14 protein-coding genes are annotated in these 16,268 nt (G+C 72.1%); 11 read left to right on the forward strand and 3 right to left on the reverse strand.

All coding sequences use genetic code 11. The annotated features are described in order from the left end of the window. Positions 1-65: 65 nt before the first annotated feature. From GT755_RS06045 to GT755_RS06065, 5 genes are all read left to right on the forward strand, one after another. Positions 66-1,346 carry a cellulose binding domain-containing protein gene (locus GT755_RS06045; protein ID WP_161478751.1) on the forward strand — a complete coding sequence of 427 codons (1,281 nt, stop codon included), beginning with the start codon at positions 66-68 and terminating at the stop codon, positions 1,344-1,346. A 290-nt stretch (positions 1,347-1,636) separates the two neighbouring features. Further along, a complete protein-coding gene (locus GT755_RS06050; RefSeq protein WP_285583769.1) occupies positions 1,637-2,674 on the forward strand; it encodes a ketoacyl-ACP synthase III family protein in 1,038 nt (345 codons plus the stop codon). After that, on the forward strand, positions 2,671-2,922 hold the full coding sequence (locus GT755_RS06055; RefSeq protein WP_161478752.1) for an acyl carrier protein: 252 nt from the start codon (positions 2,671-2,673) through the stop codon (positions 2,920-2,922). The genes GT755_RS06050 and GT755_RS06055 overlap by 4 nt, the downstream gene beginning before the upstream one ends. Then, positions 2,922-3,965, forward strand: coding sequence for a ketoacyl-ACP synthase III family protein (locus tag GT755_RS06060; protein ID WP_161478753.1), 1,044 nt, complete (start codon positions 2,922-2,924; stop codon positions 3,963-3,965). Before GT755_RS06055 ends, GT755_RS06060 begins: the two co-directional genes overlap by 1 nt. Positions 3,966-3,985: 20 nt before the next feature. Continuing rightward, positions 3,986-7,762: a type I polyketide synthase gene (locus GT755_RS06065; protein WP_161478754.1), complete on the forward strand. Its 3,777-nt coding sequence runs from the start codon at positions 3,986-3,988 to the stop codon at positions 7,760-7,762. A gap of 55 nt (positions 7,763-7,817) precedes the next feature. Here GT755_RS06065 and GT755_RS06070 read toward each other — a convergent pair whose 3' ends face one another. Next, complete coding sequence (locus GT755_RS06070; protein ID WP_202609723.1) at positions 7,818-8,285, reverse strand: NUDIX hydrolase; 468 nt, start codon at positions 8,283-8,285, stop codon at positions 7,818-7,820. Between the two features lie 145 nt (positions 8,286-8,430). On the opposite strand from GT755_RS06070, the gene GT755_RS06075 reads away from it, so the two are divergent. The 3 genes from GT755_RS06075 (at position 8,431) to GT755_RS06085 (ending at position 10,368) form a co-directional block, all read left to right on the forward strand. Next, on the forward strand, positions 8,431-8,892 hold the full coding sequence (locus GT755_RS06075; protein WP_161478755.1) for a DUF1203 domain-containing protein: 462 nt from the start codon (positions 8,431-8,433) through the stop codon (positions 8,890-8,892). Positions 8,893-8,953: 61 nt separating this feature from the next. Further along, a complete protein-coding gene (locus GT755_RS06080; RefSeq protein ID WP_161478756.1) occupies positions 8,954-10,165 on the forward strand; it encodes a cytochrome P450 family protein in 1,212 nt (403 codons plus the stop codon). After that, the gene (locus tag GT755_RS06085) at positions 10,165-10,368 is read left to right on the forward strand and encodes a ferredoxin (RefSeq protein WP_161478757.1); all 204 of its coding nucleotides are present in this window, start codon (positions 10,165-10,167) and stop codon (positions 10,366-10,368) included. The genes GT755_RS06080 and GT755_RS06085 overlap by 1 nt, the downstream gene beginning before the upstream one ends. Here the strand turns inward: GT755_RS06085 and GT755_RS06090 are convergent. Then, the gene (locus GT755_RS06090; protein WP_328794200.1) at positions 10,349-12,250 is read right to left on the reverse strand and encodes a HelD family protein; all 1,902 of its coding nucleotides are present in this window, start codon (positions 12,248-12,250) and stop codon (positions 10,349-10,351) included. The two genes, GT755_RS06085 and GT755_RS06090, sit on opposite strands and share 20 nt — an antisense overlap. A gap of 86 nt (positions 12,251-12,336) precedes the next feature. Between GT755_RS06090 and GT755_RS40965 the strand changes: the two genes are divergently transcribed. The 3 genes from GT755_RS40965 to GT755_RS06105 all read left to right on the forward strand — a co-directional run bounded on the left by GT755_RS40965 (position 12,337) and on the right by GT755_RS06105 (position 15,563). Further along, positions 12,337-13,752: a sensor histidine kinase gene (locus GT755_RS40965; RefSeq protein WP_161478758.1), complete on the forward strand. Its 1,416-nt coding sequence runs from the start codon at positions 12,337-12,339 to the stop codon at positions 13,750-13,752. Further along, positions 13,743-14,390 (forward strand): response regulator transcription factor, encoded by a 648-nt coding sequence (locus tag GT755_RS06100; protein ID WP_161478759.1) that lies wholly within the window; start codon positions 13,743-13,745, stop codon positions 14,388-14,390. Before GT755_RS40965 ends, GT755_RS06100 begins: the two co-directional genes overlap by 10 nt. Before the next feature lie 69 nt (positions 14,391-14,459). After that, the gene (locus tag GT755_RS06105) at positions 14,460-15,563 is read left to right on the forward strand and encodes an SMP-30/gluconolactonase/LRE family protein (RefSeq protein ID WP_161478760.1); all 1,104 of its coding nucleotides are present in this window, start codon (positions 14,460-14,462) and stop codon (positions 15,561-15,563) included. Here GT755_RS06105 and GT755_RS06110 read toward each other — a convergent pair. Further along, entirely contained in the window at positions 15,520-16,254 is a 735-nt protein-coding gene (locus GT755_RS06110; protein ID WP_161478761.1) for a coiled-coil domain-containing protein, read from the reverse strand. The genes GT755_RS06105 and GT755_RS06110 overlap by 44 nt on opposite strands. Positions 16,255-16,268 lie beyond the last annotated feature (14 nt).

Here is a 16,268-nt window from a genome sequence, read left to right on the forward strand (position 1 = left end):
GCGATCATCCGACCGACCGGAGTCGCACTATGCAAGCTCGAATACATATGGCCACGGTTGTCGGCATGGCGATGACCATGCTGGCCGCTCTTGGCGTGTCGGTGGCCCTCGCGCAGCCGGCGCACGCGCAGGTGATCTCCGACATCGCCTACGCGCCCGCACAGCCGGCCGGTAGCAGGGGGCACCTGCTGGACATCTACCTTCCGTCCACCGGGATGACGCCCCGGCCGCTGCTGATCTGGCACAGCGGCTCGGCGTGGACGAGCGATGACAGCAAGCCCCTCGGGGCCGAGATCGCGGCCGTTTTCAACCCGCTGGGCTTCGCGGTGGCCGTCGTCAACGTCCGGTCGAGCGCGCAGGCGATCTTCCCGGCGCAGGTGCACGACATCAAGGCGGCCATCCGCTATCTGCGTGCCAACGCCGCCACCTACCAGCTCGACACCAACCGCTTCGCGATGGCGGGCGACTCGTCGGGCGCGTGGCTGACGCAGATGGCCGTCTTCTCGGGCGGCGTGACCGCGCTGGAGGGGACCGTCGGCACCACCGGCGTCTCCAGCGCCGTGCACGTGGGCCTGTCCTTCTACAGTCCGACCGACTTCCTGCAGATGAACGCGCAGAACCTGCCGACCGGGGGGCTCGACCACAACTCGCCGGCCTCGCCCGAGTCGCTGCTGGTCGGCTGCCCGATCCAGACCTGCCCGGCCGCGGTCGCCGCCGCCAACCCGATGACCTACGTCGACGCCGGCGACCCGCCGCTGCTGTTCCTGCACGGCCAGGCCGACTTCCTGGTGCCGCACGGGCAGAGCGTGCTGCTCTTCAACCGGATCAAGGCGCAGTGCGGCAACGCCACGTTCGTCTCGGTCCCGGCCGCCGACCACATGATGGTCCAGATCATGGACCCGGCCCAGTACGGCAACGAGACCGTCCGCACCACCGCCAACTGCGGCGAGACCGTCAGCACCGGCACGCTGAACCCGAGCTGGCCCAACTTCACGACCTGGCTGCGCAGCGGCCTCAAGCTCGGCAACGCCTGCGAGGTGACCTACTCCACCGGCGTCTGGAACGGCGCCTTCAACGGCGGCGTGGTCGTCAAGAACACCGGCGCCAGCCCCGTCCAGAACTGGACCGTGTCGTGGACGTGGTCGGGCAACCAGCAGATCACGAGCGCCTGGAACGCCACGGTGACCCAGACCGGCGCCCAGGTCACCGCGCGGGACGCCGGCCACAACTCCTACATCGGCCCCGGCTCCAGCCAGAGCTTCGGCTTCTCGGCCACCGCCACCGGCACGAACGCCATTCCGGCCCAGTTCAAGATGAACAACATCGTCTGCACGCGAGTGCCCTGACGACGACCCGCCGGGCCCGACCCGAATGGCGACGGCCCGGCGCCCTTTGATTTCGGAAAAAACCGCGCCGTGAAGTCGGAGACGCATTTCCGAAACTCAACACGTACTGTTGGGTTCACTTAACGGAATGTCGCTGACCAGAAACATTGATTTATCCGACGGTGCGCCCCTAGTGTTGCCCCTGGCGGCCCGCCGGCCCATTTCCCGCCGTTTTCTCCGAACGGCCGAGGTGCTGATATCCCGGGCCCGCGATCTAATTCGGACGCTTCCTTTCTTGAGTTAGGGGACGTGTGCGTACACCCAACATGTTCGTCAGGAGTCTCGGCGTCTACGTGCCGGAAAGCGTGAGCGTCGAGCACGCGGTCCGCGAGGGCTGGTATCCGGCCGAGGAGGCCGAGAAGTTCCGGCAGATCGGCGCGGCGGTGGCCGGTGACATGCCCGCGCCCGAGATGGCGCGGCGCGCGGTCGTGGACGCCTATGAGCGCTGGGGCGAGTCGTCCCCGAAGGAACTCGACCTGCTGCTCTATCCGTCGGTGTGGCACCAGGGCCCGAACGGCTGGCAGCCGCAGCACTACCTCCAGAAGCACCTGCTCGGCGGCCCGGTGCCCGCCTTCGAGATCCGCAGCGGCTGCGTCGGGATGATCAGCTCGCTGGAGCTCGCGGCGAGCTACCTGATGGCCGTGCCGGAACGGCAGACGGCCATGGTCGTCTCCTCCGACAACCACGGCACCCCGCTGGTGGACCGCTGGCGCATGACCCCCGGCGCGCTGATCGGCGACGCCGCCGCGGCGCTGCTGCTCGGCAAGGACCACGGCATGGCCCAGCTCCTGTCGGTGAACGCGACCGTGATCCCGGAGGCCGACGCGGTCAACGACGGCGCCTACCCCCTCTTCCCCCCGGACGCCACCGTCGGCGTCGGCCTGAGCTTCGGCGACCGGCACGAGGAGTTCCGCCAGCGGCTGCTCAAGAAGCAGGGGACCGGTATCCACCTGACCATCCAGAAGACGATGATGCAGCAGGTCGAGCAGACCCTCGACGAGGCCGGCATCGAACTGTCCGACATCACGAAGGTGGCGCTGCCGCACGGCCGCCGCGAGGACCTCGACGGCCAGATGTCCTGGCTCGGCATCGACGAGGACCAGACGACCTGGGACTACGGCAGGCGCGTCGGCCACTGCGGCGCGGTCGACCAGTTCATCGCCTTCGAGCACCTGCTCGCGACCGGCGGTCTCGTGGCCGGCGACCACCTGCTCATGGTCGGCTTCGGCTCCGGCACGTCCTGCGCCGCCGCAGTGTTCAAGGTCATCAAGGAAGGGCCGCGCGCATGACCGAGCTCAACCGCAGACTGGTCGACTTCATCCAGGAGAACCTCGTCCAGGAGGGCGACGACATCGTCGTCGACGAGACGACCCCGCTCCTCACGTCGGGCCTGCTCGACTCGCTGCGCACGGCGCGGCTGCTGAACTTCCTCCGCAAGGACGTCGGCGTGCCGATCCCCGCCGCCAAGCTCGACTCCGAGAACTTCCAGGACGTCGCGACCATCGCGGCGATGGTCAGAGAGCTCGAAACCGTCTGATGCGCTACGCCGACACGTACATCAGCGGGGTGGGCGCCTTCGTCCCCCGGACCGTCGTCAGCGTCGAGAAGGCCGTGGCCAAGGGGTGGTACCCGGCCGAAGAGGCCGAGCTGCACAACCTGGCCGGGGCGGTGGTGGCGGGTGACGTGCCGGCGCCGGAGATGGCGCTGCACGCTGCGCGGAGCGCGCTCAAGCGCAGCGGGCGCGCGCCCGCCGACCTCGACCTGCTCCTGTACGCCTCCTCCTGGCACCAGGGACCCGACGGCTGGCCCCCGCACTCCTACCTGCAGCGACAGCTCGTCGGCGGCGACGTGCTCGCCACCGAGATCCGGCAGGGCTGCAACGGCATGTTCCTCGCCCTGGAACTCGCCGCCGGCCACCTGGCCGCCGTGCCCAGCCGTCAGGCCGCCCTGCTGGTCGCCGCCGACAACTACGGCACCCCGCTGATGGACCGCTGGCGGATGGGCCCCGGCTACATCGGCGGCGACGCCGCCAGCGCGCTCGTGCTCACCAAGGAGCCGGGCTTCGCCCGGTTGACCTCGGTCTGCACGACGACCGTGACCGAGGCCGAGGAACTGCACCGGGGCAGCGAGCCCCTGTTCCCGCCGGGCGTCACGGTCGGCCGCAAGATGAGTTTCGCCGCCAGGAACGAGCAGTTCCGGCAGCAGGTCATGTCCAAGGGCGAGGCCACCGCGGCGCTGTTCAAGATCCAGCGGGCGCTGATGGAGGTCGTCGAGCGCGCCCTGGACGAGAGCGGGATCAAGCCCGCCGACCTCACGCGGGTGGCGTTCATGAACTACTCAGAAGAGATCGTCGAGCAGCGGTGCATGACCATGCTCGACCTGCCCATGTCCCGCTCGACCTGGGACTACGGCCGCACCATCGGCCACTGCGGGGCCAGCGACCAGGTCCTGTCCCTCGACCACCTGCTGCTGAACGGCCGGCTCGGTCCCGGCGACCACCTGCTGATGCTCGGGACCGGGCCGGGAGTGACCGTCTCCAGCGCCGTGATCAAGATCGTCGACAATCCTCCGTGGGTCTGAACCGAAGGGAACCAACGCAGATGGCCGAACCAGTCGCGGTGATCGGGATAGGCTGCCGCCTTCCCGGTGACGTCCACTCACCGGACGAGTTCTGGGACCTGCTGTGCGCCGGCCGGAACACGACCCGGCCGCTGCCCGCCGACCGCTGGCGCCGGGACGAGAACCGGAGCCCCGAGAACGCCGCCGCGCTGCGCGACGCCGTGCGTCACGGCAGTTTCCTGGACGACATCGAGGGCTTCGACGCGGAGTTCTTCGGCCTGTCGCCCCGCGAGGCCGAACTGATGGACCCGCAGCAGCGGATCCTGATGGAGACCGCGTGGGAGGCACTGGAGCACGCCGGCCTGCCGCCCCACGAGCTGCGCGGCACCGACACCGGCGTGTTCGTCGGCGTCTGCACCGGCGACTACGGCGCCCGCCTCCTGGAGGACCTGCCCCAGATCGAGGCGTGGACCGGCATCGGCGCGGCGACCTGCGCCGTCGCCAACCGCATCTCCTACTCCCTCGACCTGCGCGGGCCCAGCATGGCGATCGACACCGCCTGCTCGGCGTCGCTGGTCGCGCTGCACCTGGCCGCGCAGAGCCTGCGGCTCGGCGAGAACGACGTCGCCCTCGCGGGCGGCGTCAACCTGGTCGTCACCCCCGGCCAGACCCTCACGCTCGGCACGGCCGGCGCGCTGGCCCCCGACGGCCGGTCGAAGTCGTTCGACGCCGCGGCCGACGGCTACGGCCGCGGCGAGGGCGTCGGCGTGGTCGTGCTCAAGCGGCTGTCGGACGCCCAGCGCGACGGCGACCGGATCCTCGCCCTCGTCATCGGCAGCGCCGTCAACCAGGACGGCCACACCCAGGGCATCATGGCCCCCTGCGGCGAGGCCCAGGAGCACGTGATGAAGCGGGCCTGCAAACAGGCCGGCGTCGCGCCGTCCACGGTCGACTACGTCGAGGCCCACGGCACCGGCACCCGGCTCGGCGACCCCCTTGAGGCGGGCGCGCTCTCCTCGGTGTACGGAACCGGGCGGCCCGCCGACGACCCGTGCCTCATCGGCTCGGTCAAGTCGAACATCGGCCACCTCGAAGGCGCGGCCGGCATCACCGGCGTCATCAAGGCGGTGCTCGCCCTCCACCGGGGCTCGATCCCGCCGAACGTGCTGACCAGCCTCAACCCCGCCATCCCGTGGGAGACCTCCGGCCTGCGCGTGGTCACCGAGCAGTCGGCCTGGCCGGTCCGGGACCACCCCCGCCGGGCGGGCGTCTCCAGCTTCGGCTACGGCGGCACGGTCGCCCACATCGTGCTCGAAGAGGCCCCAGCGGCCCCGGCGGCACCCGCGGCCGAGACGGCGGGGGAGCGGCCGTTCCCGCTGTCGGCCGCGTCGGAGAAGGCGCTGCGGCAGTACGCCGGCGTGCTCGCCGACCACCTCGACAAGGGCGCCGACCTGGCCTCGGCCGGGCACACCCTCGCGCTGCGCCGCACCCACCTGCCCCGGCGCGCCGTCGTGCTCGGCGCCGACCGCGCCGACCTGACGGCCGCGCTGCGCCGGCTCGCCGACGACGTGCCGGCCGAGTCGGTCATCACCGGCGACGTGCTGCCCGACCTCGGCCCCGGGCCGGTCTGGGTGTTCTCCGGGCAGGGCTGCCAGTGGCGCGGGATGGGCCGCGAACTGCTCGGCGTGCCCGAGTTCGCGTCGCTGGTCGACGAGATCGACCCGATCTTCGTCGAGGAGATCGGCTTCTCGCCCCGCCAGGTCCTCACCGACGGCGACCTCGACACCATCGACCGCGTCCAGACCATGATCTTCGTGATGCAGCTCGGCCTGGCCCGGATGTGGACCGCCCACGGCGTCACGCCCACGGCCGTCATCGGCCACTCCGTCGGCGAGCTCGCGGCCGCGGTGACCGCCGGCGCGATGAGCGTCGCCGACGGCGCCCGCCTGATCTGCCGCCGCTCGGCGCTGCTGCGCCAGGCCGAGGGCAAGGGGGCCATGGTCATGGTCGACCTGTCCTTCGAGGAGGCGTGCGACCGGCTGGCCGACCGCACCGACCTGGTGGCCGCGATCTCCTCGGCGCCCGGCTCCACCGTGTTGTCGGGCGACGTCGACGCGGTCGAGGAGGTGCTCGACGACTGGCCGGCCGAGGGCATCGTGACCCGGCGGGTCGCCTCCGACGTCGCCTTCCACAGCCCGCAGATGACGCCGCTGGCCGTCGCCCTGGCGGGCGGGGTCGGCGACCTCTCGTTCGGGCCGGCGAAGATCCCGATGTACACCACCGCGCTGGCCGACCCCCGTTCGGCCCCCGTCCTCGACGGCGCGTACTGGGCGGCCAACCTCCGCGACCCCGTCCGGCTCGCCGCCGCGACCACGGCCGCCGCGCAGGACGGCTACCGCGTCTTCCTGGAGATCTCCCCCCACCCGGTGGTCGCCCACTCGGTGACCGAGACCCTCTCGGAGAACGGCTTCGAGGACGTCTTCGTCGGCACGTCCCTGCGCCGCAACCAGCCGGAGCTGCCGACCTTCCTCGCCTCGGTGGGCACCGCCCACTGCCACGGCGTCGAGGTCGACTGGACCCGCCTGCAGCCGTCGGGCGGCCTGGCCGACCTGCCGCCGTACGCGTGGCAGCACCGCCGCCACTGGCGCGAGTCGTACACGGAGACCGACAACCGCGGCCACGACGCGGACTCCTACACCCTGCTCGGCGCCGGGACCACCCTCGCGGGCAGCCGCACCCGCGTCTGGAAGACGAGCGTCCAGGACGCCAACCGCCCCTACCCGGGCAGCCACGCCCTCAACGGCGTCGAGATCGTGCCGGCCGCCGTGCTGGTCAACACGTTCCTGCACGCCGCCGAGGACGAGGACGTCACCCTCACCGACGTCGAGATGATGCACCCGCTGATGACGGCGGAACGCCGCCAGATCCAGGTCGTGCACGAACCCCCGGCCGTCCGGCTCGCGGCCCGCACCCCCGCGGGCCCCGACGAGCCCGAACCGGCCTGGCTGGTCCACGTCACCGCGAACGTGGCCGCCCCCGGCCAGGTCAAGCCCGACGTCCTCCCGGACGCCGGCGCGCTGACCCCGATGGACCCGGGTTTCGTGCACCAGCGCCTGGCCACGGTCGGCGTCCCGTCGACCGGCTTTGACTGGACGATCGAGACCCTCCTCGGCGGCGACGGCGCCCTGCGCGCCACCGTCCGCACCGGCGACGCGGACAGCTGGGCCCCCGCCCTGGACGCGGTGATGTCGGTCGCCCCCTGTGTCTTCCCGGGCGACCCGGTGCTGCGCATGGTCGTCCACATCGACGAGATGGTGCTGACCGGCACACCCCCCACGACGGTGATCATCGACGCGGCCGTGGACCCGTCGGCGGAGGACACCGCCCGAGCCGTCATCGCCGACCTCGACGGCCGGGTCGTCGGCCACCTGACGGGCCTGCGTTACCCGGTGATCGACGCCCCCCTCCAGGCGGAGGAGGACCTCGGCGGCCCCGCGGAGTCGTTCGCCGGCGTGGCCCCGGGGGACCTGCGCGAACGCGTCCTGCCGGAGATCCGGGCGGAGATCGCGACGGTGATGCGACTGGGGCCGGAGGACCTGTCGATCCGGCGCCCGCTGGTCGAGCAGGGGCTCGACTCGGTGATGACCATCATGGTCCGCCGGCGGCTGGAGAAGCGCTTCGGCTGCCGCCTGCCCACGACGTTGTTGTGGCAGCAGCCGACCATCTCGGCCATCGCCGACCACCTGGTGGAACTCCTTCTGGCGGCCGTACCGGAGGCGGAGAAGGAGCCCGAGACCGCGCCCGTGTTCGGAGGCTGAGAAGCGGCCCGGGGGATCCGATCCCCCGGGCCGCCTCAGCGGTTCACGCGGGTCGTCACCCCATGACCAGGAGACCCAGGGTCAGGTCGATGATCTGGGCGCCTTCCGGCGGCGGGCCGGTCGTGTCCCACCAGCGGATGCCGCCGATCTCTTCGTTGGGCGTGAAGTCGTCGTGGCGGGCCGGGACCTCGGCGGTGTAGACGGCGGCGTACTCGGTGCGGGGTGGGCGGGTGAGCCGGAACCGCGCATACCCGGCGAGGTGGAGTTCGGGCAGGAACAGGCCGCTCTCCTCCTGGAGTTCGCGTACGGCCGCCTCGTGTGGCCCTTCTCCGGGGTCGATCCCGCCGCCCGGGAGTTCCCACTGCCGCCGGTAGCGGTCGAAGACCAGGAGCAGGTGGTCTCCGCACCGGACCGCGACCAGAGCCGCCGGCATGGGCGCGTCATCCGGTTGGCCGAGGGCGGCCGGGACGAAGGCGGTCATCGCGTCGCCCGTCACCTCGTCGAGCGCCAGTGGCCGGTCCATCTACCGGCCTTTCCGACGGTCCGGCGGCCGCGCGTGTGTCCACGTCATCGAGCCAGCGTAAAAGGGCGGAAGCCGCACGCGCGAGCCTAGTGCGGCGTCCGATCGCCGCCGGAACCCCCGCCCGGTACGCCCCCACGATGGACGCATGAACCTCACCGTTTCGCCCATCGAGCCCTTCGTCGTCAAAGCCCTCCTCGTCACCGACGACGCCGGGCACGCGCCCCGGTTCTCCGAGGACCGTGACGGTGGGAGTCCGTTGCGCTGCTGCCTGACCCTGGCGGGGCCCGGCGAGCGGGTGGCGTTGCTCAGCTACGCCCCGGTCCGGCGGTGGGCCGCCGACCCGGGGCCCTACGACGAGCTGGGGCCGGTGTTCGTGCACGCCGGACCCTGTGCCGGGCCGGACGGCGACGGGTGGCCGGCGGCGCACCGGGGGGTGCCCCGGGTGCTGCGGGCCTACGACGGGCGGGGGCACATCGTGGGCGGCCGGACGGTGCCGGCCGAGGGTGATCCGGAGCGGGTGGCGGAGGAGCTGCTCGCCGGAGACGGCGTCGCGGTCGTTCACGTCAGGGCGGTCGTGTTCGGCTGTTTTCAGTTCTCGGTCCGCTGAGTTCTCGGGATGGATTTTGGAATGTACGATGCGGGCGACCTGATCAACGTAAGGAAACCGCATGTCGAATACGGTCGTCCCATTCGAGTTGTTCAGTCCCGACTATTTCCGTGACCCTTATCCGGCGCTCGACTGGCTGCGGGCGAACGCCCCGGTCCACCGCTACGTCTTCCCGATAGGCGACGTCCCCATGTGGGTCGTGACCAGGTACGACGACGCCATGACGATTCTCGGCGACACCCGTTTCAGCACGGCCGAATGGCGCGGCAGCGCCGAATTCCAGGCCTCCGGGCTCTCCGTCAGCGCGGGCACGGTTCTTTCCCAGACCGTGCCCAGTCTCGACCCGCCTCAGCACACCAAAGTGCGCCGCTGCGCCATGAGCGCGTTCACGCCGCGAAGCGTCGAGCGGTGGCGGGAGGACATCCGGCGAATCGTCGACGAGACGATAGAAAATTGGGCGCCGGGTCAGGAAAGGGATCTGGTCGCGGAGTTCGCGGCGCTGATCCCGTCCCAGGTGATCTCGACGCGGCTCGGGTTCACGCTGGAGCGCCGGGAGCAGCTCGCGGGCGACGTCGACCTGCTCATCTCCACCGACCCCGCCGACTTCCCGCGCATCCCCGCCGCGCGGGAGCGCATCATCGCCTACGGGCGCGAGCTGGTGGCGCTGAAGCGGGCCGAGCCGGGTGACGATCTCACCTCCGCGTTCATCCGGGCCGCCGACGAGGAGGGGCGGATCACCCAGGACGAGCTCGACGCGATGGTGATCATCATGATCATCGCAGGGGTCGGCACGACCAAGATGTTCCTCACCAACGCCGTGCTCGCGCTGCTCGACCATCCGGACCAGCTCAAGCTGGTCGTCGACGACCCGGCGATCCTGGCCGGAACGGGGATCGAGGAGCTGCTCCGCTACGAGTCGCCGGTGGCCTCGACCCCCTGGCGGTTCCCGACCGAGGACGTCCGGATCCGCGACCAGGTCATCGCCGCCGGCGAGCCGGTGATGGTCATGGTCGCGGCGGCCAACCGCGACCCCGGCGTCTTCGACGACCCCCATCGGCTCGACCTCACCCGGACCGGCGTGCGGCATCTCGGGCTCGGGCACGGCATCCACAACTGCCTCGGCGCCGCCGCTGCCCGGCTCATCAGCGAGATGGCCCTGACCACGCTCGTCGGGCGGTTCCCCGGCCTGCGGCTGGCGATCCCGCGCGAGGAGGTGCGGCGTCACGAGGTCTGGGCGCTGAACGACTACCGCGCCCTGCCGGTGATCCTCTGATGGGCCGGCGTCTGGAGGTCGACCGGGCGTCGTGCTTCGGCACGGGGCTCTGCTCGGCGACCGCGCCGAGGTTCTTCACCCTCGGGCCCGACCACGTCGCCGCCGTGACCACGGGGGAGCTCACCGATCCGGACGACATCGCCCTGGCGGAGGAGGTGGCGGAGTGTTGCCCGCGCGAGGCGATCAGCCTGCGTCCGGCGTGACCACGATCAGTCGCCGGGTGGCGCGGGTGAGGGCGACGTACAGATCCCTCGGACCCGACTCGCGGTAGGCCTCGATGGCGGCGGGGTCGACGACGAGCACCGTGTCGAACTCCAGCCCCCGGGCGTCGGGAGCGGCGACGACGATCGCGCCGCTCCCCTCCAGCGCCTCGGTCAGGCCGGGCGGGGCGATGACGCCGACGAGGCCGTCGCCCTCCTCGGCGACCAGGGCCCGGACGGTCTCCAGGTCTCCGGTGACGGTGCGCGGGGGCCGGCCGTGGCGGACCGACCGCGACGGCCGCTGGCCCGGGGCGATGCGGGCCAGCAGCGGGGTCGCGCAGGCGAGGATCTCGGCGGTGGTGCGGTAGTTCACCGTCAGCGTGTGGTGGACGAAACGCGGGCCGACGGCCTCGGGCCAGGAGCGGATCGTGGTGGCCGAACCCGACTGGGCGAAGTCGCCCACGACCGTCATCGACCGCGACGGGCAGCGGCGCATCAGCATCCGCCACTCCATCTCGGTGAGCTCCTGGGCCTCGTCGACGACGATGTGGCCGTACACCTCCTCGGGCGGGCCGTCGACCAGGGCACGGGCCTCGTCGAGCAGCGCCAGGTCGGCGCGGGTGCGGGCGGCCCCGCCGAGCAGGTCCTCCGGGCGCAGGCGCGGCCACACCGCCTCGGTCGCCTGCTCGACGGCCGGGTCGTCGAGGAGCTGCTCGCGGACGGCGTCCCAGTCGAACTCCGGTTCCGCCGCCGGGGCGTCGTCCAGGCCGAGGGACCTGAGGTCGCCGGCGACCGCCTCGTCGAGGTCGACGCCGAGCATGGCCGCGACCTCGGCGTCGAGCCGGGCCAGCGTGTCGGCGGTGCGCCGCTCCAGCAGGTCGACCAGGGCGTCGACGACGTGCTCCCGGAACACCTCGCGGGCCGGGTTGTGGGCCAGGCCCTCGAGGGTGGCGTGGCGGCGGGCCGCGTCCACCTCGGCCGGGGTCAGGACCAGCGTCTCCTGGCCGACCTTGACCTCCAGCGGGACGCCGCGCGGCTGCCGGGCGCGCACCCGCCCGGCCAGCGCCGCCGCCATGCCCGCGACGCCCTTCTCCCTCGCGGCCTCCTCCGGTTCGGTCGCGATGGGAGTCGCGCCGACGAGGTCGGTCAGCGTGGCCATCCGGACGTCGTTCTCCCCGAGCGACGGCAGCACGTCGGAGATGTAGTCGAGGAACCGGCTGTTGGGGCCGTACACGAGCACGCCGCGTGCGGCGACGGCGGGGAAGGCGTAGAGGACGTAGGCGGCGCGGTGCAGCGCGACCAGGGTCTTGCCGGTGCCGGGGCCGCCGTCCACGACCGTCACGCCCCGGTGCGGGGAGCGGACGATCGCATCCTGTTCGGCCTGGAGGGTCGAGACGGCCTCATGCATGCGGCCGGTCCTGGTCCGGCTCAGCGCGGCCGTAAGAGGGCCGTCGCCGACCATGTCGCCAGGGGCCGGGGTGGAGCCGTCGAGGATCTCGTCGCTGACGTCCACGACTCGGCGGTTCCGCAGCCGCAGGTGGCGGCGCCGGCGCAGGCCCATCGGGGCCGCGGGGGTGGCGGCGTAGAAGGGGCGGGCGGCCTCGGCGCGCCAGTCGACCAGGACCACCTCGCCGTCCGGGGAGCGCAGGCCGACCCGGCCGATGTGGAGGGAGCGCCCGGCGGGCGTGTCGATGCGGCCGAAGCACAACGCGTGCTCGGCGGCCCGGAGCTCACCGAGCCTGCGGGTGAGCCGGGACACCTCGACGTCGCGGGTGTGCGGGTCGTCGGACGTGGTCAGCACGCGCGCGCGGGCGGCCAGCGTCTCGGCGACGGCGGCGTCGAGGCGGTCGTACAGGCCGTCAACGGTCTGCTGTTCGTCGTCCACCCGCCCAAGTATGGAGACGAGGGATACGGAAGGTAAGGCTTGACTTACTTTGTGGTGTCCATCGGGACGGCTTCTAGACTCGCCGTGTGGGCGAATCACTCGTCGGAGCCGCGTACCTGGTCGCCGGGATCGTGGGATGGGTCGTCCAGCCCCGCTATCGCGCCGGGCCCCTGCTCGCCGGGGTCGGGGCGCTCTGGCTGCTCACCAAGTTCGGTCCCGCCCCGCCGGTGATCGGCAGCGCGTGGGCGGCGGTGCTGGGGCACTGGCTGATCACGTTTCCCACCGGGCGGGCCGAGACCACCGTGCGGCGGGCCGGGGTCGGCGTCGTCTACGCGGCCCTCGTGGTCGCGGCGATCGAACCGCTCGCCGGGCTGGCCGTCGGAGGCGCGGCGGTCGTCGCGGTGCAGGTGATCCGGTGGCGGGGGAGCGCGGCGGCGCGGCGGCGGGTGTTCAGCCCGGTCACCCTGACCGGGCTGGTGGCGGTCGTGACGGTGCTGGGGTTGAAGCCCGTCGCGGCCGATCCGACGGCCGAGGCCCTGTTACAGGTCGCCTTCGGGCTCGTTCCGGCCGGATATCTGGCCGGGCTGTTTCATCGCCGGATGCGGCGGGGCGCGGTGGCCGACCTCGTGGTGCGGCTGGGCGACGTCCAAGCGAACGGGATCGAGGCCGAGCTGGCCGCGACGCTGCGCGATCCCGCGCTCCGGGTCGGCTACTGGGCGGGAGACCGCTACGTCGACCTCGCCGGTCGGGAGGTCCAAGTGCCCGAGGGCGGGGCCACGCGGGTCGACCGGGCGGGGGAGCGGCTGGCGGTGCTCGTCCACGACCCCGTGCTCTTCGAGGAGCCCGAGCTGATCGAGGCCGCCTGCGCGGCGGCCGGGCTGGCGTTGTGGAACGAGCGGCTCGCCGCCGACCTTCGCCTGCGCATCCGGCAGGCGCGGGAGGCGACCGAGGCCGAACGGCGGCGGATCGAGCGCGACCTGCACGACGGCGTGCAGCAGCGGTTGTTGTCGATCCCGATGACGTTGTCGCTGGCCGAGGCGTCCCGCGACCCCGCGCCACTGATCAGAGAGGCCCGGCACGCCCTGCTCGCGGTGCTCGGCGACCTGCGGGCGCTGACCCAGGGCATCCACCCCCCAGTGCTCACCGAACGGGGGCTCGCCGGGGCGGTCGCGGAGCTGGCCGCGCTCTCGCCCGTGCCCGTGCGGGTCACGGCCCGCGTCGGCGACCTGCCGCCGGAGGTCGAGACCGTCGCTTACTACGTCGTCGCCGAAGGGCTGGCCAACGTGAGCAAACACGCCGGGGCGACCGAGGCGGTCGTGCGCGTCGTGACGGCCGGGGGAGTGTTGTCGGTCGAGATCCGCGACGACGGCGTCGGCGGGGCCGACACCACGCGCGGCACCGGGCTGCGCGGTCTGGCCGAACGCGTCGCCGTCTGCGGCGGGACCTTCCACGTGGACGATCGCGCCGGCACCGTCGTCAGGGCGGTGCTGCCGTGCGGGTGACCCTCGCCGAAGACAACACGCTGCTGCGCGAGGGCCTGGTCAGGCTGCTCGACGAGGCCGGCTTCACGGTCGTCGGAGCGCACGACGACGCCGCGGGCCTGCTGCGGTCGGTGGCCGAACACCGCCCCGACGTCGCGATCGTCGACATCCGCCTGCCGCCGACCCGCACCGACGAGGGCCTGCGGGCGGCGGGGCGGATCCGGCGGCTCCATCCCGGTACGGGGGTGCTCGTCCTCTCCCAGTACGTCCGCCTCACCTACACGGTCGAACTGCTCGACGGCGGCGCGAAGGGCGTCGGCTACCTGCTCAAAGACCGGGTGACGGACCTGGCCGAGTTGACCGCGGCGGTGCGGCAGGTCGGCGGCGGCGGGGCGGCGTTCGACCCGATCGTCATCGACCAGCTCGTCGGCCGCCGGGACAGACCCGACGACCCGCTCAACGAGCTCAGCGAACGGGAACGGGCCGTGTTGTCGCTGATGGCGGAGGGCCGCACCAACCAGGCCATCGCCACCCGCCTCGGCATCGCCGAACGCACCGTCGAGAAGCACTGCTCGGGCATCTTCGCCAAGCTCACCCTGCCCGCCCATCCCGACGACCACCGCCGCGTCCTGGCGGTCCTGCGCTACCTGAACGGGTGAGGCCAGCCGCACCCCTGATACGTGGAGGCACGCTTCCAGGCTCGTGAACCCGGCTCCAGACTCGGCCGGGTGAAGCTCAAGAGATGGGCCCTCATCGGGCTGGGCGTGCCGGCGCTGCTGGCCGGCGCCTTCCTCGTGTTCCTCCGCCCGCCGGTCGACCCCTTCGACCCGATCACCTGGGACCCCGGGCCACCATCCGAGGTCCCGCAGGACGTCCCAGCCGCCGGGGTGACCCCGATCGGCGCGTTGCGCGGGCCGGAGGACCTCGCCGTCGACGGCCGGGGCAACGTCTACACGGGCCTGATGGACGGCCGTCTGGTCAGGATCGTCCCCGGCGGCCGGCCGGAGACCTTCGCCCACGTCGGCGGGCGGCCGCTGGGGTTGGTCTTCGACGCCCAAGGGAACCTGCTGGTCGCCAACCACGGCGTCGGCCTGCAGTCCGTCGCTCCCGACGGGACCGTCACCCTGCTCACCGACACCGCCGACGGCGAGCCGATCAGGTTCGCCAACGACCTCGCCGTGGCCGCCGACGGCACCGTCTACTTCTCCGACTCCAACAGCAGGCTGAACAACTCCACCCTCCCGGGCTCCGCCTTCTCCGTGTACGACTTCCTGGAAGGCCGCCCCCGGGGCAGGCTCCTCCGCTACGACCCCGCCGCGAAGACGACGACCACCCTGGTGAGAGACCTGTACTTCCCCAACGGCGTCGTCGTGACCGACGACCAGAAGGCCCTGCTGGTGGTCGAGTCGACCCGCTACCGGGTGACCCGCGTCTCCCTCGACGACGGGACGACCTCGACCTTCCTCGACCACGTCCCCGGCATCGGCGACGGCTTCACCCGGCTGCCCGACGGCAGGCTCCTGCTGCCGGTGTACGACCGGGTGCCCCTCCTCGACGACCGCGTCCTGCCGAATGTCTGGACCCGTCGGCTCGCGGTACGGCTGCCCGCCGCCCTCCTGGCCGACGAGGACGACCCGCCCGCCGGGTCGATCCTCGTCCTCACCCCCGACGGCCGGATCGAGCGGAGACTGTCGGGCATCGACCCCGCCCCCGCCAACGTGGTGCCCTACGAGGAGGGTTGGCTGCTCGGCTCCCTCCAGGGCGGAGAACTGCGGACCATGCCGGCCGTCAGCTGGTGCGCACCAGGCGAAGGAAGGCCTTCAGCCCGGTGATCAGCTCCTGGTTGTCGCTCAGCCCGTCGACGGTCTCGTCGAACTTCCTGGTCATCGTCGTGATCCGCCGGTTCAGGTCGTGGTCGGCGTCCTCCAGGATCGACCGCGCCGCCGCCAGCTCGCTGCGCACCTGCCGCAGCTCCTCGGTCAGCGTCTCGATCGACGCCTCCAGCGTGGTCCGCGCCTCGACCAGGTCCTTGACGTCGCCGCGCAGCGTCGCCACGTCCTGGCGCGGGTAGTGCAGCTCCTCCATCAGCGTGCCGACCCGGTCCTTCAGGTGGGTCAGGTAGGCGCCGGTGGGCCGGAACAGGGTCGCCAGCAGGTAGAAGCCGGAGAAGTAGTAGCCCACGTACTCCCCGGAGAAGTACGTGACCACCGCGATCACCGCCGCCGAGACCACGTGCCCGAGCACCGCCAGCCGCAACATGCGCTTGGCGATGCCCCGGGCCTCGTCCTCACGGGCCTGCGGCACCTCGATGCCGCGCTCCCGCGACAGCGCGGTCTCGTGCACGACCCGGCGGGCCGAGAAGTACAGGTTCCACGGCACGGTCAGCAGGATCAGCAACCAGATCAGGCTCACCGCGCCGACGCCGATCGCCAGGACGGTGCTGGGGGCCACGCCGGTCGAGAAGGTCAACCAGGCGGCGAATATCGCGAAAGTCAGAGAAACCAGGAAAATCCACCATTTCATGCCCCAAAGGATCT

Origin of the sequence: Herbidospora solisilvae (genome assembly GCF_009901565.1) — a bacterium.
Classification (GTDB): Bacteria; Actinomycetota; Actinomycetes; order Streptosporangiales; family Streptosporangiaceae; genus Herbidospora; species Herbidospora solisilvae.